General features: G+C 58.8%; 21 protein-coding genes and 1 pseudogene. 20 read left to right on the top strand and 2 right to left on the bottom strand.

Annotation, left to right across the window (positions count from 1 at the left end; all coding sequences use genetic code 11):
• Window positions 1-3: 3 nt before the first annotated feature.
• Window positions 4-1281 (top strand): ISL3 family transposase, encoded by a 1278-nt coding sequence (locus RVM26_RS15590; protein ID WP_498939587.1) that lies wholly within the window; start codon window positions 4-6, stop codon window positions 1279-1281.
• 58 nt (window positions 1282-1339) lie between these two features.
• Here RVM26_RS15590 and RVM26_RS15585 read toward each other — a convergent pair.
• A pseudogene (locus RVM26_RS15585) lies at window positions 1340-2215 on the bottom strand (chloride channel protein); the annotation flags it as partial.
• Between the two features lie 163 nt (window positions 2216-2378).
• On the opposite strand from RVM26_RS15585, the gene argC reads away from it, so the two are divergent.
• The 19 genes from argC to mgtE all read left to right on the top strand — a co-directional run bounded on the left by argC (window position 2379) and on the right by mgtE (window position 19972).
• Entirely contained in the window at window positions 2379-3413 is a 1035-nt protein-coding gene (gene argC, locus RVM26_RS15580) for an N-acetyl-gamma-glutamyl-phosphate reductase (RefSeq protein ID WP_081138476.1), read from the top strand.
• A gap of 98 nt (window positions 3414-3511) precedes the next feature.
• Window positions 3512-3865 carry an iron-sulfur cluster insertion protein ErpA gene (gene erpA / locus RVM26_RS15575; RefSeq protein WP_026001913.1) on the top strand — a complete coding sequence of 118 codons (354 nt, stop codon included), beginning with the start codon at window positions 3512-3514 and terminating at the stop codon, window positions 3863-3865.
• 149 nt (window positions 3866-4014) lie between these two features.
• Window positions 4015-4782 (top strand): type 2 periplasmic-binding domain-containing protein, encoded by a 768-nt coding sequence (locus RVM26_RS15570; RefSeq protein ID WP_498939585.1) that lies wholly within the window; start codon window positions 4015-4017, stop codon window positions 4780-4782.
• Between the two features lie 98 nt (window positions 4783-4880).
• Window positions 4881-5552 carry an amino acid ABC transporter permease gene (locus RVM26_RS15565; protein WP_016915590.1) on the top strand — a complete coding sequence of 224 codons (672 nt, stop codon included), beginning with the start codon at window positions 4881-4883 and terminating at the stop codon, window positions 5550-5552.
• A 10-nt stretch (window positions 5553-5562) separates the two neighbouring features.
• Window positions 5563-6321, top strand: coding sequence for an amino acid ABC transporter ATP-binding protein (locus RVM26_RS15560; RefSeq protein ID WP_016915589.1), 759 nt, complete (start codon window positions 5563-5565; stop codon window positions 6319-6321).
• Between the two features lie 542 nt (window positions 6322-6863).
• Window positions 6864-8768: a tRNA uridine-5-carboxymethylaminomethyl modification enzyme MnmG/GidA gene (mnmG, locus tag RVM26_RS15555; RefSeq protein ID WP_498939582.1), complete on the top strand. Its 1905-nt coding sequence runs from the start codon at window positions 6864-6866 to the stop codon at window positions 8766-8768.
• Window positions 8765-9430, top strand: coding sequence for a 16S rRNA (guanine(527)-N(7))-methyltransferase RsmG (gene rsmG / locus RVM26_RS15550; protein WP_498939580.1), 666 nt, complete (start codon window positions 8765-8767; stop codon window positions 9428-9430). The genes mnmG and rsmG overlap by 4 nt, the downstream gene beginning before the upstream one ends.
• Window positions 9430-10197, top strand: coding sequence for a ParA family protein (locus RVM26_RS15545; protein ID WP_039179044.1), 768 nt, complete (start codon window positions 9430-9432; stop codon window positions 10195-10197). The genes rsmG and RVM26_RS15545 overlap by 1 nt, the downstream gene beginning before the upstream one ends.
• 66 nt (window positions 10198-10263) lie before the next feature.
• The gene (locus RVM26_RS15540) at window positions 10264-11208 is read left to right on the top strand and encodes a ParB/RepB/Spo0J family partition protein (protein ID WP_287804613.1); all 945 of its coding nucleotides are present in this window, start codon (window positions 10264-10266) and stop codon (window positions 11206-11208) included.
• Between the two features lie 192 nt (window positions 11209-11400).
• Complete coding sequence (locus tag RVM26_RS15535) at window positions 11401-11808, top strand: ATP synthase subunit I (protein ID WP_287804615.1); 408 nt, start codon at window positions 11401-11403, stop codon at window positions 11806-11808.
• Between the two features lie 15 nt (window positions 11809-11823).
• Window positions 11824-12651, top strand: a complete 828-nt coding sequence (atpB, locus tag RVM26_RS15530; RefSeq protein WP_081195030.1) for a F0F1 ATP synthase subunit A — start codon at window positions 11824-11826, stop codon at window positions 12649-12651.
• A 71-nt stretch (window positions 12652-12722) separates the two neighbouring features.
• Window positions 12723-12950 carry a F0F1 ATP synthase subunit C gene (gene atpE, locus RVM26_RS15525; protein WP_016915582.1) on the top strand — a complete coding sequence of 76 codons (228 nt, stop codon included), beginning with the start codon at window positions 12723-12725 and terminating at the stop codon, window positions 12948-12950.
• 76 nt (window positions 12951-13026) lie between these two features.
• Window positions 13027-13497, top strand: a complete 471-nt coding sequence (locus RVM26_RS15520) for a F0F1 ATP synthase subunit B (RefSeq protein WP_016915581.1) — start codon at window positions 13027-13029, stop codon at window positions 13495-13497.
• 11 nt (window positions 13498-13508) lie between these two features.
• Complete coding sequence (locus RVM26_RS15515; protein WP_016915580.1) at window positions 13509-14045, top strand: F0F1 ATP synthase subunit delta; 537 nt, start codon at window positions 13509-13511, stop codon at window positions 14043-14045.
• 16 nt (window positions 14046-14061) lie between these two features.
• Window positions 14062-15606, top strand: coding sequence for a F0F1 ATP synthase subunit alpha (atpA, locus tag RVM26_RS15510; protein ID WP_498939576.1), 1545 nt, complete (start codon window positions 14062-14064; stop codon window positions 15604-15606).
• A 65-nt stretch (window positions 15607-15671) separates the two neighbouring features.
• Complete coding sequence (gene atpG / locus RVM26_RS15505) at window positions 15672-16562, top strand: F0F1 ATP synthase subunit gamma (RefSeq protein WP_016915578.1); 891 nt, start codon at window positions 15672-15674, stop codon at window positions 16560-16562.
• A gap of 76 nt (window positions 16563-16638) precedes the next feature.
• The gene (atpD, locus tag RVM26_RS15500) at window positions 16639-18018 is read left to right on the top strand and encodes a F0F1 ATP synthase subunit beta (RefSeq protein ID WP_016915577.1); all 1380 of its coding nucleotides are present in this window, start codon (window positions 16639-16641) and stop codon (window positions 18016-18018) included.
• A gap of 24 nt (window positions 18019-18042) precedes the next feature.
• On the top strand, window positions 18043-18471 hold the full coding sequence (locus tag RVM26_RS15495; protein WP_498939574.1) for a F0F1 ATP synthase subunit epsilon: 429 nt from the start codon (window positions 18043-18045) through the stop codon (window positions 18469-18471).
• Between the two features lie 118 nt (window positions 18472-18589).
• Window positions 18590-19972 carry a magnesium transporter gene (gene mgtE / locus RVM26_RS15490; RefSeq protein WP_498939572.1) on the top strand — a complete coding sequence of 461 codons (1383 nt, stop codon included), beginning with the start codon at window positions 18590-18592 and terminating at the stop codon, window positions 19970-19972.
• Here the strand turns inward: mgtE and RVM26_RS15485 are convergent.
• A complete protein-coding gene (locus RVM26_RS15485) occupies window positions 19969-21162 on the bottom strand; it encodes a cation diffusion facilitator family transporter (protein WP_498939570.1) in 1194 nt (397 codons plus the stop codon). The two genes, mgtE and RVM26_RS15485, sit on opposite strands and share 4 nt — an antisense overlap.
• Window positions 21163-21246 lie beyond the last annotated feature (84 nt).

Genomic DNA, 21246 nt, shown 5'->3' with positions numbered 1-21246 from the left:
GAGATGATTAATTCGTTAAGCCTTCCTGGGTACCAGTTGGTGGATTCTGATGAGCAGAATGAAGACATACATTTTCGGCTTGAAGCACCTACACCAGTAGCCTGCGAGGGGTGCGGCGTGCAGGGTGAGTTCGTGCGGTTCGGCAAGCGTGACGTTCCCTATCGTGATCTGCCCATCCACGGCAAGCGGGTCACTCTCTGGGTGGTCCGCCGCCGATACACCTGCCGGGCCTGCAAGACAACATTCAGGCCCCAGCTACCGGAGATGGTGGACGGATTCCGTATGACACTGCGGCTGCATGAGTACGTGGAGAAGGAATCCTTCAACCACCCCTACACCTTTGTGGCGGCACAGACCGGCCTGGACGAGAAGACGGTGCGCGACATCTTCAACGCCCGCGCCGAGTTCCTGGGGCGCTGGCACCGCTTCGAGACGCCCCGCATCCTGGGCATTGACGAGCTATACCTGAACAAGCGCTACCGCTGCATTCTGACCAACATTGAGGAGCGAACCCTGCTCGACCTGCTGGCCACCCGCCGCCAGGACGTGGTGACCAACGACCTGATGAAGCTGAAAGACCGGCAGAAGGTCGAGATCGTCAGCATGGACATGTGGAACCCCTACCGGGCAGCGGTCAAGGCTGTGCTGCCCCAGGCCCGTATCGTGGTCGATAAGTTCCATGTGGTGCGCATGGCCAACGATGCCCTAGAGAGAGTGCGCAAGGGCCTCAGAAAGGAGCTGAAACCGTCCCAGAGCCGGACTCTCAAGGGAGACCGGAAAATCCTGCTGAAACGCGCTCACGAAGTCTCAGACCGGGAGCGCCTCATCATGGAGACCTGGACAGGCGCGTTCCCGCAACTGCTGGCCGCCTACGAGCACAAGGAGCGCTTCTACGGCATCTGGGACGCCACCACACGGCTCCAGGCAGAAGCCGCCCTGGACGAGTGGATAGCCACCATCCCGAAGGGCCAAAAGGAAGTCTGGAGCGATCTGGTCAGGGCAGTGGGAAACTGGCGCGAAGAGACCATGACCTACTTCGAGACGGACATGCCCGTCACCAACGCTTACACGGAGTCCATCAACCGACTGGCCAAGGACAAGAACCGTGAAGGGCGCGGTTACTCCTTCGAGGTGATGCGGGCACGAATGCTCTACACCACGAAGCACAAGAAGAAGGCACCGACTGCGAAGGTCTCTCCTTTCTACAAGAAAACCATCGGTTACGGACTGCCGGACTTCGCAGAGGAACTCAACTACGGAGTCGATCTATCAACCATCTGAGGGTGGTATCAGATTGATGGGGTGAAGGTGCCCCATCAACCATTAAATCCGTATACCCTATTTCAGGAAACCACCACGCCAGTACTCCCGTGGCCACTCCAACGCTGCCCAGCCTCAGCCATAACGGCAGCCCTTGCAGGAAGGCATGGCGTGCCAGATGAATGAATACGCCAGCCATCAGGCCAATCACCAGCCCCGTCACCACTATCCAGGGCAGGTTCATCAGCGAGCCAAGTGCTACTTCAGGGATGCGGAAGGCTGGCTCGTTGCCATACGCCAGCTGGGCCACCAGCGCACCCATGGTAGACGCCAGAATCACGGGCATGAAGCTCATCAGGGTGTACTCCATCATGACCACTTCCATGGCAAAGATGACCCCCGCGATGGGCGTATTGAAAGAGGCAGAAATACCTGCCGCCGTTCCACAGGCCACCAGCACACGCAGGCTGTTGTGAGGCAGTCGCAGCCGCATCCCCAGGCCACTGGAAGCCGCCGCCCCCAGATGAATCGCCGGTCCTTCACGGCCAGCAGAGAGACCGCCCAACACCGATACCACCCCGACCCACCACTGGTTGAGCCAGTTACGCAGTGGAAAACGGCCCTGATGGTAGGTCAGGCGCTCGATGACATGGCCGACGCCCAGCTTGCGTGCGGTGGCCTTCTGACGATACAGCAGCACACCGATGACGCTCACGGCCAGCAGGGGCAGCAGCGCTCTGACCCACGGGGGCAGCGCTTCGAAGCCTTCCGGGTTACCGTCCGGCATGTACAGCGCGGCTCCCGCCTCCAGCAGCAGCCTGAATGCCACCATGACAGCCCCGGTCATGACACCAGACACCAGCCCCAGCACACACAGTTGCGGCAAGGCATCCACATTGGCCAGCTGGCGACGAAAACCCTCTAAGGTGAAATCTGACCGCGAAAAACCTGCCACAACGCTCGTCCTTGGTTGGGTAGAGTGGGTCTACGACACGCAGTGCTCTTCTGCGCCTGCTCTCTTGTGTATCATAGCTGGAGACACATCAACAGCCTCGCAAAACTTGCCAGGCTGCTAATTACCGCTGCCAGGACTGTGCAGAAGGCGCAAGGAGTGATCTGTGATAAACGTTGGCATTGTAGGCGGCACTGGCTACACCGGTGTTGAACTTCTGAGGCTGCTGGCCCAGCACCCCGAGGTAAATGTTCAAGCGATAACGTCGCGCTCGGAAGCAGGCGTCAAGGTCTGTGACATGTACCCCAACCTGCGAGGCCACTACGATACCCTGACCTTCAGTGAGCCCGATGCCAAGGCCCTGGGGGCCATGGACGCCGTCTTTTTTGCCACCCCTCATGGCGTGGCCCACGCGCTGGCAGGCGAGCTATTGGCCAACGGAACCCGCGTCATCGACCTGTCGGCCGACTTTCGCCTGCGCGATGCCGACGAGTGGAGCCGCTGGTACGACCAGCCCCATGGCGCCCCTGAACTGTTGAAAGAGGCAGTCTACGGCCTGCCGGAAATGCATCGTGAAAAGATCAAGACCGCACGTCTGATCGCGGTGCCCGGCTGCTACCCCACGGCGGTTCAACTGGGTTACCTGCCGCTGCTGGAAGCGGGCCTGATCGACCCGAATCAGCTGATTGCCGACTGCAAGTCCGGGGTCACTGGCGCTGGGCGTGGTGCCAAGGTCGCCTCGCTGCTGGCCGAAGCCAGCGAGTCCATGAAAGCCTACGGTGCAGGCGGCCATCGCCATCTGCCGGAAATCCGTCAGGGCCTGGGCGACATGCAGCCAGACACCGTGGGATTGACCTTCGTCCCCCACCTGACACCCATGATCCGCGGCATCCACGCCACGCTCTACAGCACCCTCAGCACCGAGCCAGGCGACTTGCAGGCGCTGTTCGAAAAACGCTTTGCCAATGAGCCGTTCGTGGACGTCATGCCCGCCGGCAGCCACCCGGAAACCCGCAGCGTAAAAGGCAACAATACCTGCCGCATCGCCGTGCATCGTCCGGGCAACGGCAATACGGTGGTGGTACTTTCCGTCATCGACAACCTGGTCAAGGGCGCCTCCGGCCAGGCCATCCAGAACCTGAACCTGATGTTTGGCTTCGATGAGCAGATGGGCCTCAACGCCCCCGCTCTGATGCCTTGAGCCACAGTAATTCCCGGCAATAGTTGACCATTTTGCTGGGAATTACCCATAATCCCCCCATGCCATCTATTCGTTCCTAAAGCTCGCGGGAGGTACCCATGAGCGGTGCAGAAGCTTTTGTTCCAACCCCTTTAATGCTGTCCGACAGTGCGCGCCAGCGCATCAAGGCACTCATGGCCGAAGAGCACAATCCAGCCCTCAAGCTGCGTGTCTATGTCACCGGTGGTGGCTGTTCCGGCTTTCAGTATGGTTTTGACTTTGCCGACAACGTGGCAGAGGACGACACCCTGATCGAATTTGGAGATGCCACGCTGGTGGTAGACCCCCTCTCCTACCAATACCTGGTCGGCTCTACCGTGGACTACGAAGAGGGCTTGGCAGGGGCGCGTTTTCGCGTGCAAAACCCCAATGCCACCACCACCTGCGGCTGTGGTGCCTCGTTCATGGTATGACCAGCGTTGGTCGCAACGACTTCCCCATGACTTGACGCCTTGGCGGTTTCTCGCCAAGGTAAAAAGGTCAATAACGGTTCATCGACCGGTTTATAAGAAGAAACACGCTATAAACGGTGACGGAAACCACATAAAACTCGGGGAAACTAATGAAACACTTTTTTACCACCTCCGCTATCGCCACTGCCGTTGCACTGGGCTTGGGCAGTACTACTGCGTTTGCTGACACACCCACGGTCAATGTGGTGACTGACCCAAGCTTTGTGCCCTTCGAGATGCTCGACCCCGAAACCGGTGAAATGATCGGCTTCGACATGGACATCATCAACGAAATCGCCGAACGGGCTGGCTTCGAAGTCAATCTCACCACCATGGAGTTCGCGGGCATCATTCCGGCCGTCCAGACCGGCAGCCAGGAAATTGCCATTGCCGGTGTGACCATCACCGAAGAGCGTGCGCAGATCGTCGACTTCTCTGACCCCTACTACGACTCGGGCCTGCAGATCATCGTGCGTGCCGACAACGATGACGTAGAGTCCATCGAAGACCTGGCCGGGCTCTCCATCGCCACGCGCATCGGCTCCACCAGCTACGACTTCCTGCAAGAACAGCTGGGCGACGACGCCGATATCACTCCCTATCCAGGCAATAGCGACATGTACATGGCCCTGCTGGGGCGTAACGTCGATGCCGCGTTCTACGATGCCCCCAACGTTGCCTACTTCTCGCAAACACGCGGTGAAGGTCGCACCAAGGTCGTCGGCCCCCTGTACGAAGGCCAGCAGTACGGCATCGTCTTCCACAAGGGTAGCCAGTGGGTAGAACCCGCCAATGAAGCACTCGCGGCCATGCGTGAAGACGGCACCTACGACGAGATTTATCAGAAGTGGTTTGGTAAGCCCTCCGTCGAAGAGTAAGCACTGTCTGAGGTAAGTGCGTTATCTCACGTTTACAGGGCCGGGCGGCCTAGCCCCCGGCCCTGAATCATTGTGTGGTGCTGTTCTGGAGACGTCACGTGGAAGTCACTTTTCAATTCGACTGGGCGGCCGCTTTCCGCTCGATTCCCTACTTGTTACCCGGTATTCCGTGGACACTGCTGATCTCTTTCGGCGGCCTGGCCATTGGCTTTTTCATCGGCATCTTCTTTGGCCTGCTGCGCATCAGCCGCACGCGCTGGCTGCGCTGGCCAGCCATCCTGTATGTCGAAGTCTTTCGCGGTACGCCCATCCTGGTGCAGGTGCTGTTCATTTTCTACGGCCTGCCCCAACTACTGGGTGGCCCCATCAATGCGCTGGTGGCCGGCATTGCCGCCATTGCCGTCAATTCAGGGGCCTATATCTCCGAAATCGTACGCGGAGGCGTGCAGTCGATCGAACGCGGGCAACGCGAAGCATCGCTGTCGCTGGGGCTCTCCCGAGCGCAGTCGTTTCGTTACGTCATCTGGCCTCAAGCCTTCCGCCGCATGATCCCTCCGCTGGGCAACCAGGGCATCATCAGCATCAAGGACACCTCGCTGTTTTCCGTCATCGGGGTGGGTGAGCTGGTGCGCCAAGGACAGATCTACATTGCCACCACCTTCACGGCGCTGGAAGTCTATTTCATGGTCGCCCTGATGTACCTGGCCATTACCTGGACCCTCTCTATCATCCTGCGCCAGTTGGAACGGCGCGGCGTCGTTGGCCAATAAGGAGCGCACAATGACTTCGACCTCATCGCCCATTGTGCAAATGCAGAAGCTCAACAAGCACTTTGGCAGCCTGCATGTGCTCAAGAACATCGATCTGGAAATCGTCCCTGGAGAAGTCGTCGTCGTGATCGGCGCCAGCGGTTCTGGCAAATCCACGCTGATCCGCTGCATCAACGGGCTGGAAGAGTTTCAGTCCGGCAGCCTCGATGTCGATGGCAATACGCTGCTGCCCGATGGCAAAAGCAGCAAGGCCCTGCAAACCATCCGCACCGAAGTCGGCATGGTGTTCCAGCAGTTCAACCTCTTCCCCCATCTGAGCGTCATCGACAACATTACCCTGGCCCCCATGAAAGTGCGTGGCTGGAGCCGTAAGGATGCCGAAGAGACGGCTCAGCGGCTGTTGGAACGCGTCGGCATTGCCGATCAGGCACAGAAGTACCCCAGCCAGCTCTCTGGAGGGCAGCAGCAGCGGGTCGCCCTGGCCCGCGCGCTGGCCATGGAACCCCGGCTCATGCTCTTCGACGAGCCCACCTCGGCGCTAGACCCGGAGATGATCGGTGAAGTGCTGGACGCCATGCGTGAGCTGGCCAAGGAAGGCATGACCATGGTCATCGTGACCCATGAAATGGGCTTTGCGCGGGAAGTAGCCGACCGCGTCATCTTCATTCACAAAGGGGAAATCACCGAGCAAGGGCCACCGGAACAGCTGTTCGATGCACCTCAGCATGAACGCACCCAGTCCTTCTTGGCGCGCGTATTGAAGCACTAGCAGCCCATCAGAGTACCTCCGCGACCGGCCTGTCCTTGCGACAGGCCTTTTTTTTGCCTGTGGATAATATTTTTTCCTCGGCGGTCACTATCTGGCTAACACCCGCGCCATGGGCATCTTTCAACGCATATGATGGTCACCAGATCACTTGTTCACAGGTGCGGTAACAAGCGCGGTAGCCAGCGGTGGATAAGCCGTCGTTAACCTGGCCTGTGGGTAAGTAAGCTTTTCATCCACAGCTCTGTCACCGCTTCTACGCAGGCACTCCGCCGGTTCGCCACTGCTTGGTCAACAATACAAAATAATGATTCATATAGGAAAAAATCATTTATCAACAGATTTTGTCCACACCATTAGTAACTACATTTACAGAACTTCTCTTATATATTTTTATTTTGTTATTAATTTATAAAACCGCTGATAGAAGGGGTGTGGAAAAACCTGACGGTTACCCACAGGAGGTTTATACTGGCGGGCTTATTCCAACAGCGGTGATCCGCTGACCACATCATCCGTGCCTTGGGCACAAGACGAGGTGTCTCTTGAACTACCCCGACCGCTTTGACGTGATTGTCATCGGCGGTGGCCATGCGGGAACCGAAGCCGCATTGGCCTCTGCTCGCATGGGCTGTCAAACCCTATTGCTGACACACAACATCGAGACGCTGGGCCAAATGTCCTGCAATCCCGCCATTGGTGGGATCGGCAAGAGCCATCTGGTCAAGGAGATCGATGCGTTGGGTGGTGCCATGGGGCTAGCCACGGATTTGGGCGGCATCCAGTTTCGAGTACTCAACGCACGTAAGGGGCCTGCCGTACGCGCGACCCGCGCCCAGGCAGACAGGATCCGCTACAAGGCCGCCATTCGCGGCATGCTGGAAAACCAGCCGAACCTGACGATTTTTCAGCAGGCGGCTGGCGACCTCATTGTGGATAACGACACCGTACGCGGTGTAGTGACCGAGACAGGCATTCGTTTTCATGCCGAGTCGGTAGTGCTGAGCACGGGCACGTTCCTTGGCGGGGTTATCCACATCGGGTTGGATCAAAGCCGTGGTGGCCGCGCAGGCGACCCGCCTTCCAATGCGCTGGCCGAGCGACTGCGGGCACTGCCTTTTCACGTCGACAGGTTGAAGACCGGTACCCCTCCGCGTATCGATGCCAAATCCGTCGACTTTTCACAGCTAGAAGAGCAGCCAGGCGACACGCCCACGCCGATCATGTCCTACCTGGGGCATAGGGGCATGCATCCTCAGCAAGTGAGCTGCCATATTGCGCACACCAACGAGCGCACCCACGAGATCATCCTGAACAACCTCGATCGTTCCCCCATGTACTCTGGGGTAATCGAAGGCATCGGCCCCCGCTACTGCCCGTCGATCGAAGACAAGGTGCATCGCTTCGCCGACAAATCGAGCCATCAGGTGTTCATCGAACCGGAAGGTCTGGATACCCACGAGCTCTACCCCAACGGGATCTCCACCTCACTGCCCTTCGATGTGCAGCTGCAGGTCGTGCGCTCCATCAAAGGGTTGGAAAACGCCCATATCACGCGCCCGGGTTATGCCATCGAGTATGACTTCTTCGACCCGCGGGATTTGAAGCACTCGCTGGAAACCAAATTTATCCACAACCTGTTTTTTGCCGGGCAGATCAACGGCACCACTGGCTACGAAGAAGCGGGTGCTCAAGGGTTGCTGGCGGGGCTCAACGCGGCACGGCGAGCCAAGCAGCTGGAGGCGTGGTACCCACGTCGTGACGAGGCGTATCTAGGCGTTCTGGTGGATGACCTGATCACCATGGGCACCAAGGAACCCTATCGCATGTTCACGTCACGCGCCGAGTATCGGCTGCTGCTGCGTGAAGACAATGCCGACCTCCGCCTGACCGAGCAGGGCCGCCAGCTGGGGTTGGTCGATGACACCCGCTGGGCGGCTTTCAGCCAGAAACGTGATGCCATCGAGCGTGAAGCCACGCGCTTGTCCAGCGCCTGGGTGCATCCCAACAGCCCGGCTGCTGCCAGCATCGCCGAGAAAACCGGCAAGCCGCTGTCGCGGGAGTACTGCCTGAGCGATTTGCTGAAGCGCCCTGAACTGACCTACGCCGATATTGCCGCCCTGCCGGGCATGGAAAGCGGCGGCGTGGAGGATGAAGCTGTCGCCGAACAGGTGCAGATTCAGGCCAAGTATCAGGGGTACATCGATCGTCAGCAGGACGAAATCGACAAGCTCAAGCGCCACGAAGCCACTGCGCTCCCCGCTGAGCTGGATTATCACAACGTGGAGGGGCTTTCCCACGAGATTCGCCAGAAGCTCAGCGCCGCGCGGCCGGAAACCCTTGCCCAGGCTGCCCGTATCTCGGGAGTGACGCCTGCTGCCGTCTCGATACTGCTGATTCACCTGAAAAAGCGCCGCCTGATCAGCCATACCGAGGTCGCCAACGGATGAGTTTCTTGCCGCCGCTGATTGAAAGCCTGCCCGCTAGTGTGGCCCCCAGACTGGAGCAAGGGCTGGCCCAACTGGATATCGCCATTACGCCCACCCAGCGTGAGCAGCTGCTGGGGCTGCTGGCGCTATTGCACAAGTGGAACCGGGCTTATAACCTCACCGCCGTACGCGACGTCGATGAAATGGTGTCTCGCCACGTGCTGGACAGCGCGGCGGTGGCGCCCTTCATACGGGGGCCCCGACTTCTGGACGTAGGCGCCGGGCCAGGCTTGCCTGGGCTGGTGCTGGCGATTTTGAAGCCCGAGCTTCAGGTGACGCTGCTGGACAGCAACGGCAAGAAGGTTCGCTTCCAACGGCAGGCCGTCATGGAGCTGGCGCTGAGCAACGTGACGCCCACTCAGGCAAGGGTCGAACAGTTTGCGGGCCAGCACTTCGATCAGGTGATCTCGCGGGCCTTCGCCAGCCTGGTGGACTTTGTGACCTTGACGCGCCCGCTACCGACCGCCGACGGCCAGTGGCTGGCCATGAAGGGCCCCGGTGCCGATGACGAGCTGCGCGACCTGCCAGCAGGTGTTGAACTGAACGCTCGGCACCTGTTGAATATACCCTTCGAGACGGCCGAGCGGCAGCTGTTGATCCTGACCCCAAAAGGAGTTGAGTAGTGAGCCAGATCATTGCCCTGACCAACCAAAAAGGCGGCGTGGGCAAGACCACCTCAGCCGTCAATCTGGCCGCCAGCCTGGCCGCCCTGGACCGGCGCGTACTGTTGGTCGACCTCGACCCCCAGGGGCATGCCAGCATGGGCAGTGGGATCGACAAGTACGATCTGGAAAAGAGCGTGCTGGACGTGCTGCTGGGGGAAACCTCGGCCAGCGACGCTATCGTGCGCGGTTTGTCGGTTCGTTACGATGTCTTGCCGGGCAATGGCGATTTGACGGCGGCGGAAGTCGAGCTGCTGGACGCCGAACAGCGGCAGAGTCGCCTTTCTCAGGCGTTGGCCAGCGTGGCCGACGAATACGATGTGGTGCTGATCGACTGCCCGCCGTCGCTGAACATGCTCACGGTGAATGCGCTTACTGCAGCCCATGGCGTACTGATCCCGCTGCAGTGTGAATTTTACGCTCTGGAAGGACTCTCGGCGCTGCTGGATACCGTGGAACAGATCAAGCAGAGCGTGAATCCCGAGCTTGCCGTCTCCGGTATCCTGCGCACCATGTACGACAAGCGCACCAGCCTCACGCGGGAAGTGGACAAGCAGCTACGCGACTTTTTCGGCGATGCGCTGCTGAAAACCACCATTCCGCGCAACGTGAAAGTGGCAGAAGCGCCAAGCCATGGCCTGCCCGTGACCCAGTACGCCCGTTTTTCGCGGGGCAGCCAGGCCTACCGCGTGCTGGCCAAAGAGATGATTCGACGGTTGTCACTGTAACGCCTGTCGTTACGGCGGCTGTCGCTGTAAGGTTCGAAGTACGTAACGTTCAACGAGGGAAAGCGAATGACGCGTAAACGCGCGCTAGGACGTGGCCTGGATGCCCTGATTGGTGCGGGCGCCCGTCGTCGTGACAGTTTGGACCTGACCAATAGCGCCTCACAAGGCACAGAGGCGCTGCTGCCGGAAGGTGCTTCCGCAGAGGCAGCGCAGGACGATGCCCATGCCGAACGCCTGGAGCGGCTGCCGCTGGGGCAACTGACCCGGGGCAAGTACCAGCCTCGCCGCGACATTCAGCCCGAGGCTCTGGAGGAACTTGCCGACTCCATTCGCGCCCAGGGAGTCATGCAGCCAATCGTCGTTCGCCCGATTGGCCCGGACCGCTATGAAATCATTGCCGGCGAACGGCGCTGGCGCGCTGCCCAACTGGCCGAGCTGGATGTCATTCCGGCGGTCATTCGCCATGTCAGCGACGACGTGGCGCTGGCGCTGGCACTGATCGAGAACATTCAACGTGAAAATCTCAATGCCATCGAAGAAGCGCTGGCATTGAAACGTCTGGCTGAAGAGTTCGAGCTTACCCAGCAGCAGGTGGCCGATGCCGTGGGCAAATCCCGCACGCAGGTGGCCAACCTCCTGCGCTTGCTTGCCCTGGACCCGGAAGTACAGACCCTGCTGGAGCGTGGCGATCTGGACATGGGGCATGCCCGTGCCCTGCTGTCGCTGAACAGCGCCCAGCAACGCCAGGTGGCCCATGAAGTGGTCAACCAGGATCTGACGGTGAGAGACACCGAAGCGCTGGTAAAAAAAGTGCACGACACCCAGCAGGCGCCGGTGGCATCGGCCAAAAAAGTGGCCAAGACCGCCGATGTGGCGCGTCTCGAAACGCACCTTGGCGAGCTGTTGGGCGCGCCTGTCTCCATCGATCACGGTCAGAAGGGCAAAGGCAAAGTCACCATACGTTATACAAGCCTTGAAGAGCTGGATGGCATTCTTGCGCACATAAAGTAGCAGGCTAATGAAATATGCGGCTTTTTTTAACCCTTTGGTCGCAAGTAAACGCCAAAACGTACGAAATCCGTGCAACTTCGGTTGAAGGTGTGATAGCGCTTCCCTATAATCCGCCGTGTTTGTCGAAAGCTTGCTTGGACGAACGGGCGTACTCGGTATCCCATTGAGCAGCAGCCCAGCCTGCACGGAGTCGTGGTCAAAGTGAAAAGTGCAGCGCCTGCACGTCGGCGTCTATTGGATTTTCGGCGGCTGTTTCTTGCTCAACTGGTGGTGATCTTGCTGGTGGCCATGTTGGCAAGCGTCATGGTCGGCATCGAGGCAGCAGGATCTGCCCTGTCGGGGGGGATGATCAGCCTTCTACCGACCATCTATTTCGTGTGGCGTGGCCAAAGGCAGCAGCGCAGCCGCCAACCACAGCGTAATGTGCTCAACTTATATCAGGCTGCAGCAGGCAAGTTTGGTTTGACGGTGGCGTTATTCGCCATAGTGCTGACGACAGCGCCCCCTTCAAACCCAGCTTTTTTCTTTGTCGCCTATGTGGTGGCCCAACTGATGCACTGGCTAGCCCCCTGGCTCGTGCGTGAGCGGTCAACCCTTTAAACTTGAGGAAGCAGTATGGCAGCGGATAACGAAATATCGGCCATCTATTACATACAGCACCACCTCCAGAACCTGACGTTCGGAAAGCACCCGGAAAATGGTTGGTCGCTTGCGTCCACCTCTGCCGAAGCGACCGAAATGGGTTTTTGGGCCATTCACCTGGACACGATGGGCTGGTCCATCGGCATGGGGGCTCTGTTCCTGTGGCTGTTCCATAAAGCGGGCAAAGCAGCGACCACCGGCGTCCCGGGCGGTCTGCAGAACGCCGTTGAAATGGTCATCGAGTTCATCGATAACCTGACCCGCTCTACCTTCCACGGCAACAACAAGAACATCGGCCCGATCGCCTTGACGCTGTTCATGTGGATTCTGCTGATGAACAGCCTCAAGCTGATCCCGCTGGACTACTTCCCGGAGCTGTTCGGCAAGCTGGGCGTGGGCTACATGAAAATCGTTCCCACCACCGACATCAACGCTACGCTGGGTATGGCCATCGGTGTCTTCCTGATGATCATCTACTACAGCTGCAAGGTGAAAGGTGTTGCTGGGTTCGGCAAGGAGCTGGCGTTGACGCCGTTCAATACCTGGCTGTTGGCGCCGTTCAACCTGATTCTCGAAATCGTCGGCCTGCTGGTCAAACCGATCAGCCTTGGTTTCCGTCTGTTCGGCGCCATGTTTGCCGGTGAAGTTATCTTTATCCTGATTGCCCTGCTACCGTTCTGGGCGATCTGGATGCTGGATGTGCCGTGGGCCATCTTCCATATTCTGGTGGTTTCGCTGCAGGCCTTCATCTTTACGACACTGTCTGTCGTCTATTTGAGCGCCGCGCACGAGCATCACTGAACCCGAGCAACGCTTTGCATTAAACCCTTAACCTAAACCCTTGAAATTAACGCACTATCAGGAGCTTCATCATGGAAATCGTCTACATTGCTGCCGCCATCATCATCAGTGTTAGCGCCCTGACCACTGGCTTTGGTTTCGCCATGCTGGGTGGCAAGCTGCTGGACAACACCGCTCGTCAGCCTGAACTGAGCGACCAGCTGCAAACTCGTACCTTCATCATGGCCGGTCTGCTTGACGCCGTTCCCATGATCGGTGTGGGTATCGCGATGTACCTGATCTTCGTTGTTGCCGGTTAATGCAGCTTGACCGAGCGGGCAACCGCTCGGTTTTGTTTCACTCCGGTCGCCACGAATTTGTCAGAGGTACATCCCTGTGAATATCAACATGACGCTTATCGGGCAAACGATCGCCTTCGCGATCTTTGTCTGGTTTTGCATAAAGTATGTGTGGCCTCCGATCAGCAACGCGCTTCACGAGCGTCAGAAAAAGATTGCTGATGGCTTGGACGCAGCCAGCCGTGCGACGCGTGACCTTGAGCTCGCTCAAGAGCGTGCCGAGCAGACGCTGCGTGAAAGCAAGGAGCAGGCATCTCAAATCCTCGAGCAAGCCAACAAGCGCTCTGCGCAGATGATCGAAGAAGCACGTGAACAAGCACGTGCCGAAGGCGAGCGTCTGGTGGCCAGTGCTCGGGCTGAAATTGAGCAAGAAATCAATCGCGCGAAAGACGAGTTGCGTGCGCAGGTTTCTCACCTTGCGATCATAGGCGCCGAGCGTGTTCTTGAAGCCTCTGTTGACGAGAAAGCGCACCGCGACTTGCTTGATAAGCTTGCCGCTGAACTGTAAGGAGGTGATCCATGGCGGAACAAACGACCGTCGCTCGTCCTTACGCCAAAGCGGCGTTTGAATACGCGCGCGATCATCAGGCACTGGATACCTGGTCTCAGTCACTGGCAATGGCAGGTCTCATTGTCAAGGATCATCAGGTCGCCAACCTGTTAGGTAGTCCCAAATTGGGTAGCGAACAGAAAGTGGCGTTGCTGGCTGACATGCTGGGCGACGGTGCCGATGACGCTTTCCAGCGGTTTCTCACCACCCTGGCCGACCAGCGTCGGCTGATGGCGTTGAGTGCAATCGCTGAACAGTTTGAACACCTTCGCGCAGAACATGAAAAGCGTATCGACGTCACTGTGGTTTCAGCCTACAAGCTGGATAGCAAGCAGCAGACCAAGCTGGCAAACGCGCTCAAGAAACGTCTGAATCGCGAAATCTCCATTACTACTCAGGTCGACAAGTCGCTCATCGGCGGTGTCATCCTGCGTGCCGGTGATACCGTCATTGACGGTTCGGTGCGTGGTCGATTGAACCGTCTTTCCGAAGCGCTGACCGCTTGAGTCTGAGGGACATGGCATGCAGCAACTGAATCCTTCCGAGATCAGCGACATCATCAAGCAGCGAATTGAGAAGCTTGACGTCGCATCCGAAGCCCGTAATCAGGGCACCATCGTCAGCGTTTCCGACGGTATCGTGAAAATTCACGGCCTCGAAGACGCGATGTTCGGTGAAATGATCGAATTCCCCAACAGCATCTTCGGCATGGTACTCAACCTGGAGCGTGACTCCGTGGGTGCCGTTGTCCTGGGTGACTACCTGCAGCTTGAAGAAGGCATGACCGCTCAGTGTACCGGTCGTATTCTTGAAGTTCCGGTAGGCCCCGAGCTGGTGGGTCGCGTTGTCGACGCGCTGGGTAACCCCATCGACGGCAAAGGCGAGATCAACGCAAAACTGACCGACGCGGTAGAAAAGGTAGCGCCTGGCGTTATCACCCGTCAGTCCGTTGACGAGCCCATCCAGACGGGTCTGAAGTCCATCGACGCCATGGTGCCGATCGGTCGTGGTCAGCGTGAGCTGATCATCGGCGACCGTCAGATCGGTAAATCCGCCATTGCCATCGATGCGATCATCAACCAGAAAGGCAAGGGCGTGACCTGTGTCTACGTGGCCATTGGTCAGAAGCAGTCGACCATTGCCAACGTGGTGCGCAAGCTCGAAGAGCACGGCGCGATGGAGCACACCATCGTGGTGGCGGCTGGCGCTGCCGACCCGGCACCCATGCAGTTCCTGGCGGCCTACTCTGGCTGCACCATGGGCGAGTACTTCCGTGACCGTGGCGAAGACGCACTGATCGTGTATGACGATCTCTCCAAGCAGGCCGTTGCCTACCGTCAGGTATCGCTGCTGCTGCGTCGTCCGCCGGGTCGTGAAGCTTACCCGGGTGACGTGTTCTATCTCCACTCCCGTCTGCTGGAGCGCGCCGCGCGCGTCAACGCCGACTACGTCGAGAAGTTCACCAACGGCGAAGTGAAAGGCAAGACCGGTTCCTTGACCGCGCTGCCGATCATCGAAACCCAAGGCGGTGACGTATCGGCCTTCGTTCCGACCAACGTCATCTCCATCACCGATGGTCAGATCTTCCTGGAAACCAACCTGTTCAACTCCGGTATTCGTCCGGCGATCAACGCAGGTCTGTCGGTTTCTCGTGTTGGTGGTGCCGCACAGACCAAGATCATCAAGAAGTTGGGTGGTGGTGTACGTCTGGCGCTGGCTCAGTACCGCGAACTGGCGGCGTTCTCGCAGTTTGCCTCTGACCTGGATGAAGCCACGCGTAAGCAGCTCGAGCACGGACAGCGTGTTACCGAGCTGATGAAGCAGAAACAGTACTCGCCGATGTCCGTGGCGGAAATGGCCCTGTCTCTGTACGCTGCCAACGAAGGTTACCTGGACGATGTGAGCGTCGAGAAGGTGCTGGGCTTCGAACGTGCTCTGCACGACTACATGAAGTCCGAGCACGGCGAACTGCTCGACAAGATCAACCAGACCGGCGACTACAACGGCGAGATTCAGGACGGTTTGAAGTCGGGTCTCGAGAAGTTCAAGGCGACTCAGAGCTGGTAATGTCTGGCCCGCCTGCGGGCGGGCTTGCATGCTTTCTGAGAGCCACGAACGAAGGGTAGATCGCTATGGCAGCTGCAAAAGAGATACGCACCCAGATCGGGAGCATCAAAAATACGCAGAAGATCACCAGCGCCATGGAAATGGTGGCTGCATCGAAAATGCGTAAAGCGCAAGATCTGATGAAGTCCAGTCAGCCCTACGCCAAGCAGATCCGTAATGTGGTAGCCCATATTGCGGATGCAGACGTAGAGCAGGAAGACAAGCACCGCTACATGGTCGAGCGCCCTGTCAACCGCGTGGGTTATATCGTGGTGTCGACAGACCGCGGCCTGTGTGGCGGCTTGAACGTCAACCTGTTCAAGGCCGTTCTGAAAGATGCGATGGCCTGGAAACAGCAAGGCGCCGAGCTGGACTTTTGTGCCCTTGGCTCCAAGGCCGGTGCCTTCTTCCGCAATTATGGTGGCAACCTGGTTGCTGCCAAGAGCGGATTAGGTGAAGCACCGACCGTCGAGGGTCTGATCGGTAGTGTGAAGGTCATGCTGGAAGCATACGATGAAGGTCGGCTGGATCGCCTGTACGTGGTGTACAACGAGTTCGTGAACACCATGACGCAGCGCCCGGTCGTGCATCAGATCCTTCCGCTGTCCCCTGACATGGGCAGCGAAGAGAAGCATGACGAAGAAAACGCCCGTCCCGGAAGCTGGGACTACCTGTATGAACCGGATGCCAAGGCGTTGCTGGACAGCCTGTTGGTTCGATTCATCGAATCGCAGGTGTATCAGGCGGTAGTCGAAAACGGTGCGTGCGAACAGGCCGCCCGTATGATCGCTATGAAGAGTGCCACTGATAACGCGGGCAACCTGATTGACGATCTGGAGATGGTTTACAACAAGGCCCGTCAGGCCGCCATCACCCAGGAAATTTCCGAGATCGTCGGCGGCGCTTCTGCCGTTTAACGCCGAGGGAGTGGTCTGACTGACAGGTCATTCCCGGCAGACAGGTTTCATTTGCAGGTTTTTGAGAGGAACCAAGATGAGCGGACGTATCGTACAAATCATCGGCGCGGTGATTGACGTAGAGTTTCCGCGGGACTCTGTGCCCAAGGTCTACGACGCGCTGAAGGTCTCCAATGTTGAGACCATCCTCGAAGTCCAGCAGCAGCTGGGCGACGGCGTAGTACGCGCCATTGCCATGGGCTCCACCGAGGGTCTGAAGCGTGGCCTGGACGTGGTCAACACAGGTGCCGCGATTTCCGTACCGGTGGGTAAGGAAACGCTGGGCCGCATCATGAACGTGCTCGGTGAGCCGATCGATGAAGCGGGCCCGATTGGCGAGCAAGAGCGCATGCCGATCCACCGTAAAGCCCCCAGCTATGCCGACCAGGCAGCTTCCAACGAGCTGCTCGAGACCGGCATCAAGGTCATCGACCTGGTATGCCCCTTCGCGAAAGGCGGTAAGGTTGGTCTGTTCGGCGGCGCGGGTGTCGGTAAAACCGTCAACATGATGGAGCTTATCCGCAACATCGCCACCGAACACAGCGGCTACTCCGTATTCGCCGGTGTGGGTGAGCGTACTCGTGAGGGTAACGACTTCTATCATGAAATGACCGAATCCAACGTTATCGACAAGGTAGCGCTGGTCTACGGTCAGATGAACGAGCCGCCCGGCAACCGTCTGCGCGTAGCGCTGACTGGCCTGACCATCGCTGAGAAATTCCGTGATGAAGGCCGCGACGTTCTGCTGTTCGTCGACAACATCTATCGTTACACCCTGGCCGGTACCGAAGTATCCGCCCTGCTGGGCCGTATGCCTTCAGCGGTAGGTTACCAGCCGACGCTGGCGGAAGAGATGGGCGTTCTTCAGGAGCGTATCACTTCCACCAAGACAGGCTCTATCACGTCGGTGCAGGCCGTTTACGTTCCTGCGGATGACTTGACTGACCCGTCTCCTGCGACCACCTTCTCCCACCTTGACGCTACCGTGGTACTGGCGCGTTCCATCGCTGAGCTGGGTATCTACCCCGCCATCGATCCGCTGGACTCCACGTCACGTCAGCTGGACCCGCTGGTCGTCGGTGAAGAGCACTACGAAGTGGCGCGTGGCGTGCAGAACGTTCTGCAGCGTTACAAGGAGCTGAAGGACATCATCGCGATCCTGGGTATGGACGAGCTGTCTGACGAAGACAAGCTGGCCGTATCTCGTGCGCGTAAAATCCAGCGCTTCCTGTCTCAGCCGTTCTTCGTGGCTGAGGTATTCACAGGCTCACCCGGTAAGTATGTTTCTCTGAAAGACACCATCCGTGGCTTCCAGGGCATTCTGGCTGGCGAGTATGACGATCTGCCGGAACAGGCCTTCTACATGGTCGGCTCCATCGACGAAGCTGTCGACAAAGCCAACCAGATGAAGAAGTAATCCCGTCCATTAGGGGGATTCGCTATGGCGAATAGCTTCACTTGCAATATCGTCAGCGCAGAAGCATCCATCTTCTCAGGCAAGGTCGAGCAGGTGGTGGCTTCCGGGATCATGGGTGACCTTGGCATCTTGCCGGGGCACGCCCCGCTGCTGACCGAGCTTCAGCCGGGCCCGATCCGCGTGATCCACGATGGCGGCAAGGAAGAAAACTTCTTTGTCTCTGGCGGCTTCATGGAAGTCCAACCAGATGTCGTGACGATCCTGGCAGATGCCGCTGCTCGTGCCGGTGACCTCAACGAGGCCGCCGCCGAGGAAGCGCGTCAGCAAGCGCTGAAAGCCTTTAACGAAAAATCAGCAGAGCTGGATTATACCCGTGCTGCTGCTGAACTTGCCGAAGCCGTTGCTCAGCTGCGAACGATCCAGCAGCTGCGCAAGAAGGCGGGTAAAGGCTAGTTACACGCACTGTGTACCCACACGCCCCTTAAACCCGAGCAGGGTTTAAGGGGCGTTTTTTTTGTCTGTTAGTATGGTGGTCAGTCGTCCCGGATTTGAATGGCATCAGGAGAGAGCGATGGCGCTGAACGAAGAAGCCTTACAGGAATTGAAAACCGAGCTGCTCGAGGAGCTGGTCAAGGAAGAGCCCCGCAAGGCGCAGTTGGCGGAACGTCTCGCCGAAATTCGCTCGGCCGACATTGGCGAAGTGCTGGAAGAGCTGATCGAAGAGGATGAGGAGCTACGTGCGGCCCTGACGGTGCTGGACATACTCTCCACCGAGCGAGCCGCCAATGTGTTGGGCTATCTGCCAGGCGAGAGTCAGCTCGAAGTCGTCGGTGAGCTGAGCGATACCCAAGTGCTCAAGCTGCTAGAGGAGATGGGCTCGGATGAGCGGGCGGATCTGTTCAACCTGCTCGATGAAGATCGCCGCGAAGCGTTGTTGCGCCGCATGGCGCATCAGGAGCGGGAAGATCTCAAGCGTCTTGCCAGCTATGAAGAAGGCACGGCCGGCGCCATCATGACCTCTGACTATGTAGCGATAGCCAGTGGCATGACGGTGTCACAGGCGATGATGCGGGTACGACAGACAGCGCCGGATGCGGAAACGGTCTACCAGCTCTACATCCTCGACAAGGAAGGTGAGCTGGTGGGAACCATGTCTCTACGGCAGCTGATGGTCGCCCGTCCGGGTGCCATCGTCGATGACATCATGATCAAGGATGTCATCAGCACCCACGTAGACGAAGAGCAGGAAGAAGTGGCGCGTATCGTGGCGCGCTATGACCTGCTGGCGCTGCCGGTACTCGATCAGGATGGGCGCATGGTGGGGATCGTGACCCACGATGATGCCATGGACGTGGCTGAATCCGAGGCCACCGAAGATATCCACAAGGGGATGTCGATTGGCCAACTGGAAGACGGTGTCAGTCGGGTGCCCTTGGCCAGTCTTTACCGCAAGCGGGTGACCTGGCTGGTACTGCTGGTGTTTGCCAACCTGTTTTCGGGGGCTGGTATTGCGTACTTCGAAGATACCATTGCCGCCCAGGTCGCTCTGGTATTCTTCCTGCCGCTGTTGATTGGCAGTGGCGGTAATGCGGGCGCCCAGGCGGCCACGTTGATGGTGCGGGGTATGGCCACCGGGGACGTAGGGGTCAAGGACTGGAGCAAGATGCTGGGCAGGGAGCTGCTGGTGGCCGGTGCACTGGGGCTGACCATGGCGTTGGCCGTCGCGCCCATCGGGGTCATGCGTGGCGGTGAGGACGTCGCCATGGTGGTCGCGTTGAGCATGGTCACCATCGTGCTGTTCGGTAGCATGATGGGCATGTGTCTGCCGTTCGTGCTGGAGCGCTTCAAGGTGGACCCTGCCACGGCCTCGGCACCGCTGGTAACGACCTTGATCGATGCCTCGGGGGTAGTGATCTACTTCACCATCGCCACCGCCATTCTGACCAACGTCTAGCGCATGGCGCTGCTGGCCGCCCGAGTGATGAACATCACTTCTACGTGGCCCAGCCATTCGATGTCGCTGGCCAGCGCCTTGAGCTGGCTGGCCAGGCACTGGGGCGGCTGGTGGACTGCGTCACCGATGATCAGCGTGACCGATACCTTGTCGTCCAGGTAGTGAAGCTGCAGATCGTTCAACGTGCGCCATACCGGGTGCATGTACCAGCGCTCGTCGAGGGCGGCTTCCACTTCTGGGCGCAAGGGCAGGCCGGGCAGGCGGCTCGGGTCGCCTTCACCAGCATCGTCTTCCGGGTCCACGTGAAAAATGACATCGGTCAGCAGCGGAAACTCGTGGCGCAGGCGGCGGCTCACCTCGTTGCCAATTTCATGGGCTTCGGAAACGGTGATACGCGGGCCTACCACCACGTGTAGGTCCACCATCACCCACCCAGCAGACTGGCGAGTGCGCAGGTCGTGGACACTATCCACCCCCGGCACGCTGCAGGCGACGTCGTGCATCTGCTGCTGCACCTCTTCAGGCAAGGCGGTATCCACCAGCTCTCTGGCGGACTCCCACAGCAGGTCGATGCCGACCTTACCTACCAGCAGCCCCACGATGATCGCGGCCACGGCGTCCAGCCACCCCAGCCCATACTGGGCACCCACCAGCGCTACCAGCACCACGGCCGTGGAGAGCGCATCGCTGCGGGAGTGCCAGGCATTGGCTTCCAGCAGCTTGGACTTGACCCGTTTGGCGACCCGCATGGTGTAGCGGAAGATCCACTCCTTGCTGATCAGGGCCAACACCGTCACCGTGATGGCAAAAGCGCCGGGCGCGCCTACTTCGGTACCGCTCAACAGACGGTCGATGCTCGACCAGGCAATACCGCCGGCCACGAAGATCAGCACGCTGCCCAGCAGTAGCGTGGTCAGCGTTTCGATACGGCCATGGCCGTAATGGTGGTCGTTATCCGGTTCCTGACGGCCATAATGAATGGCGGCCAGGACAAAACCATCGGTGACAAGGTCAGACAGGGAGTGAATGCCATCGGCAATCAAGGCTGCCGAGCCGACCAGAAATCCCACCGCTACCTTGACGACACTCAGCAGCCCATCCAGCCAGGCACCAATGTACGTGACACGCTTGGCTTCCTGGCTGTCTATGGCGTTGCTGGGTACCACTGATGTTTCTGGGGTCTGAGTCATGGGATACCTTGAAGACTCGCTCTTTCGATAGGCGCTTATTGTAGCGCACCACGGCGCAAGCTCTATACCTTCTTGCCAGGAGTC

It is taken from the genome of Halomonas sp. KM072 (assembly GCF_050710315.1).
GTDB classification, from domain to species: Bacteria; Pseudomonadota; Gammaproteobacteria; order Pseudomonadales; family Halomonadaceae; genus Vreelandella; species Vreelandella hamiltonii.
The sequence above is the reverse complement of the archived record's forward strand: the minus strand, read 5'-3'. Positions and strand labels throughout refer to the sequence as shown.

Bases quoted from the DNA above. Each gene is read 5' to 3' on its own strand.
- RVM26_RS15560 (WP_016915589.1), top strand. From the start codon at position 5,563: ATGACTTCGACCTCATCGCCCATTGTGCAAATGCAGAAGCTCAACAAG.
- RVM26_RS15485 (WP_498939570.1), bottom strand. From the start codon at position 21,162: ATGACTCAGACCCCAGAAACATCAGTGGTACCCAGCAACGCCATAGAC.
- RVM26_RS15590 (WP_498939587.1), top strand. From the start codon at position 4: ATGATTAATTCGTTAAGCCTTCCTGGGTACCAGTTGGTGGATTCTGAT.
- RVM26_RS15540 (WP_287804613.1), top strand. From the start codon at position 10,264: ATGACGCGTAAACGCGCGCTAGGACGTGGCCTGGATGCCCTGATTGGT.
- atpG (WP_016915578.1), top strand. From the start codon at position 15,672: ATGGCAGCTGCAAAAGAGATACGCACCCAGATCGGGAGCATCAAAAAT.
- RVM26_RS15495 (WP_498939574.1), top strand. From the start codon at position 18,043: ATGGCGAATAGCTTCACTTGCAATATCGTCAGCGCAGAAGCATCCATC.
- RVM26_RS15515 (WP_016915580.1), top strand. From the start codon at position 13,509: ATGGCGGAACAAACGACCGTCGCTCGTCCTTACGCCAAAGCGGCGTTT.
- mgtE (WP_498939572.1), top strand. From the start codon at position 18,590: ATGGCGCTGAACGAAGAAGCCTTACAGGAATTGAAAACCGAGCTGCTC.
- atpA (WP_498939576.1), top strand. From the start codon at position 14,062: ATGCAGCAACTGAATCCTTCCGAGATCAGCGACATCATCAAGCAGCGA.
- atpB (WP_081195030.1), top strand. From the start codon at position 11,824: ATGGCAGCGGATAACGAAATATCGGCCATCTATTACATACAGCACCAC.
- erpA (WP_026001913.1), top strand. From the start codon at position 3,512: ATGAGCGGTGCAGAAGCTTTTGTTCCAACCCCTTTAATGCTGTCCGAC.
- atpE (WP_016915582.1), top strand. From the start codon at position 12,723: ATGGAAATCGTCTACATTGCTGCCGCCATCATCATCAGTGTTAGCGCC.
- atpD (WP_016915577.1), top strand. From the start codon at position 16,639: ATGAGCGGACGTATCGTACAAATCATCGGCGCGGTGATTGACGTAGAG.
- RVM26_RS15570 (WP_498939585.1), top strand. From the start codon at position 4,015: ATGAAACACTTTTTTACCACCTCCGCTATCGCCACTGCCGTTGCACTG.
- rsmG (WP_498939580.1), top strand. From the start codon at position 8,765: ATGAGTTTCTTGCCGCCGCTGATTGAAAGCCTGCCCGCTAGTGTGGCC.